General features: G+C 74.5%; 8 protein-coding genes. All 8 read right to left on the bottom strand.

Annotated elements, in window-relative coordinates; translation table 11 throughout:
- A partial coding sequence (locus ABD140_RS39675; RefSeq protein WP_344248195.1) for a hypothetical protein occupies positions 1–186 on the bottom strand: 186 nt, incomplete at its 3' end.
- Positions 183–692 carry a hypothetical protein gene (locus ABD140_RS39680; RefSeq protein WP_344248197.1) on the bottom strand — a complete coding sequence of 170 codons (510 nt, stop codon included), beginning with the start codon at positions 690–692 and terminating at the stop codon, positions 183–185. The genes ABD140_RS39680 and ABD140_RS39675, both read right to left, overlap by 4 nt.
- The gene (locus ABD140_RS39685) at positions 689–832 is read right to left on the bottom strand and encodes a hypothetical protein (protein WP_344248199.1); all 144 of its coding nucleotides are present in this window, start codon (positions 830–832) and stop codon (positions 689–691) included. Before ABD140_RS39685 ends, ABD140_RS39680 begins: the two co-directional genes overlap by 4 nt.
- Complete coding sequence (locus tag ABD140_RS39690; RefSeq protein WP_344248200.1) at positions 829–1,107, bottom strand: hypothetical protein; 279 nt, start codon at positions 1,105–1,107, stop codon at positions 829–831. The genes ABD140_RS39685 and ABD140_RS39690 overlap by 4 nt, the downstream gene beginning before the upstream one ends.
- On the bottom strand, positions 1,104–1,379 hold the full coding sequence (locus ABD140_RS39695; protein ID WP_344248202.1) for a hypothetical protein: 276 nt from the start codon (positions 1,377–1,379) through the stop codon (positions 1,104–1,106). The genes ABD140_RS39690 and ABD140_RS39695 overlap by 4 nt, the downstream gene beginning before the upstream one ends.
- Positions 1,376–1,840: an SLOG family protein gene (locus tag ABD140_RS39700; RefSeq protein ID WP_344248204.1), complete on the bottom strand. Its 465-nt coding sequence runs from the start codon at positions 1,838–1,840 to the stop codon at positions 1,376–1,378. The genes ABD140_RS39695 and ABD140_RS39700 overlap by 4 nt, the downstream gene beginning before the upstream one ends.
- 94 nt (positions 1,841–1,934) lie before the next feature.
- Positions 1,935–2,309 (bottom strand): hypothetical protein, encoded by a 375-nt coding sequence (locus ABD140_RS39705; protein ID WP_344248206.1) that lies wholly within the window; start codon positions 2,307–2,309, stop codon positions 1,935–1,937.
- The gene (locus ABD140_RS39710; RefSeq protein WP_425544214.1) at positions 2,309–2,440 is read right to left on the bottom strand and encodes a MerR family DNA-binding transcriptional regulator; all 132 of its coding nucleotides are present in this window, start codon (positions 2,438–2,440) and stop codon (positions 2,309–2,311) included. The genes ABD140_RS39705 and ABD140_RS39710 overlap by 1 nt, the downstream gene beginning before the upstream one ends.
- Positions 2,441–2,449: the final 9 nt, after the last annotated feature.

Genomic DNA, 2,449 nt, shown 5'->3' on the forward strand with positions numbered 1-2,449 from the left:
CGCCATCGGGTCGCGGCGCTTGGTCAGGCGGGCCAGGCGGGCCAGCGCCAGGTCGTCGCCGAGCGGGCCGCGGGTCCGGGCGGCGTAGCGGGCGACGGTGGCCTCGGCGTCCGCGCGCTGGGCGGCGGTCGGCAGGGTGGAGCCGTCGCTGTGGAAGCCGTTGATGATGACGTGGGGCTCGGTCATGGGGTCCTGCCTGTCCAGTCGTAGTAGGCGGCGCCCAGCTCCTCGATGAGGTCGGCCAGGGTCTGGGTGGTGACGGTGAGGGTGGCCGGGTCGACGCCGCCGCGCTCCAGGACCAGGCGCCGGTACTCGGCGTCGGGGGTGAGTTCGACGTGGATGGAGCGCAGGTCGTCGCTGGGCGCGATGTAGGCGGCCAGGGCCTGGAGCATGTGCGGGGTCAGGCGGACCTTGAACAGGGTCGCCACCGCGTGGGCGACGACGGCGTGGTGGGGGATGAGTCCGGCGTGCAGGGGCTCGTGGTGGGCGTGCTCGGTGCGGGTGAGGGTCCAGCCGCTGGTGCCCGACCAGTGCAGGAAGGGCGGTTCGGGGGCGTCCAGGCAGGCCGCCGACAGCTGCAGGCGGGCGCTGTAGCGGCCGTAGGTGATGGAGGTCGTGGTGATGTTGAGGTCGGCCAGCGCCGAGCGGACGGCGCGGATGTAGGCGGCCTGCAGGTGGAGGTCGTCGGTCACGGGTGCCCTCCGGGGGTTGGGGGCGGTGCGGGGGCGGGAGACGGGCGGGTGGCCGGGGAGTGCGAGGTGGGATCGGTGGCCAGGGCGGCCAGGAGCAGGGCGGCCGCCGTGACCGCGGCCGCGGCCGCCGTCCGGGTCATCGTTGGCGGGCGCTGCGGTCGAGCCGGCCGACGTCGTCGCGGAAGCGGGCCAGCGCGTCCAGGAACACCGCCTGGTCGCGCAGGTTGTCCATGCCGCCGCGGGCGTAGGCGGTGGGTTCGGTGATGGGGGCGATGGCCTGCATCTGCTCGCAGATGGTGCGCATCGCGGCCAGGTCGATGTGTTCCAGCAGGGCCAGGAGGCCGCGGGCGGCGCCGGTGAGCACGGCGACCATCGCCGGATACGACTCGGGGGTGATCTTCTCGGTGTCGCTCATGGGGTCCTCGGCTCGGGTCGGTGCGTGCAGCGGATGGCGTGCACGGCGTAGGGCTTTTCGGTGGGGTGGCGGTGGCCGGTGACGATGACGCGGGCGATCCACGTGCCGCCCGATGACTGGTAGGCCAGGAATCCGCCGATGGGTTCGGGTGCGGGCGCGGGGTCCAGGAGGACCTCGCGCCCGTCCCAGACGGCGCGCAGGATCTTGCCTCCGCAGCGCGGGCACAGCGGCGGCTTCTTCTTCTGCCTGGTGCGTCGTCTGGTGTGTCTCATGCCGCCGCCTGACCCGGCGGTTTCTCGGCCTCGGGCTCGATCTCGATGGGGGTGATGCGCAGGCCTGCGCGGCGGGCGCGGCGGATGCAGTCCCGGGTGTTGCGGTTGACGCCGCCCTTGGCCAGGAACGCCAGGACCAGGTCGGCGCCGGCGTCGACCATCTCCTGGTTGCGCAGTCCCGAGGCCGTCGGGCACCAGCTGCCGGTGCGGCGGTCGGGGCGGCCGCCGCGGTGGCGGCACTTGTCGTCGCATGGGCGCAGCCACGCGGCCTTGTGCGGCTCGACCGTCCAGCCCAGGCGCTTGGCGACCGCCGCGGCGATCCGGTCGGGGCCGCGCTGGGCGCCGTGGACCAGGACGTGCTCGCCGGGCGTGCGGTCGATCGTCTCCAGGGCCGTCTCGACCGCGCGGCGGGCCGCTTCGCCCTTGCACTCGCGGGTGCCGGTGACCAGGACTCTCACCATGTGGGGCCGCCCTTCCAGTACATCGGGTCGTCGTCGCCGTCCTCGGGGCCGCGGATGATGGCCCAGGCGTCGCGCAGCCGGTCCAGGAGCGTTCTCATCTCGCCGCCACCGGCACGGCCTGGGTCGCCTCGGCCTCGGCCCGCTTGCTCTTGTTGCGGTCGACGGCCTCGCGGGCCTCCTGCTCCACCGAGCGGGGCGCGGGCGGGGCGGCGGGCTCGGGCACCGTCCAGCCGTTGGCCTCGCACACCGCGCGCACGATCTCGCTGTAGTCGTGGGCGAGGTCGGCGGCGTTGCGGGCGTCGGCGGACGCGCTGGCGTGGGAGGACTGGACCTGGTCCAGGGCGGCCTGCAGCTGCACGATCTGCTCGGCGTAGCCGTTGGCGGCGGCGCCGGCCTCCTCGGCCTTGCGCTGCTGCTGGGCCGCGGAGTCGACCAGGCGCTGGAGCGTCTCGGGGTTGCGGATCTGCATTACGGGGTCCTCTCGGGGGCGGGCAGGAGCGCGGTGACCGCGCTGTGGGGGAACCGGCGGTGGCCGGTGGGGGTGCGGAAGTAGGGCAGGCGCCCTGCGGTGGCCCATCTGCGGACGGTGCGCACGCTCACGCCGAAGGC

The organism is Actinocorallia libanotica (assembly GCF_039525175.1).
Classification (GTDB): domain Bacteria; phylum Actinomycetota; class Actinomycetes; order Streptosporangiales; family Streptosporangiaceae; genus Actinocorallia; species Actinocorallia libanotica.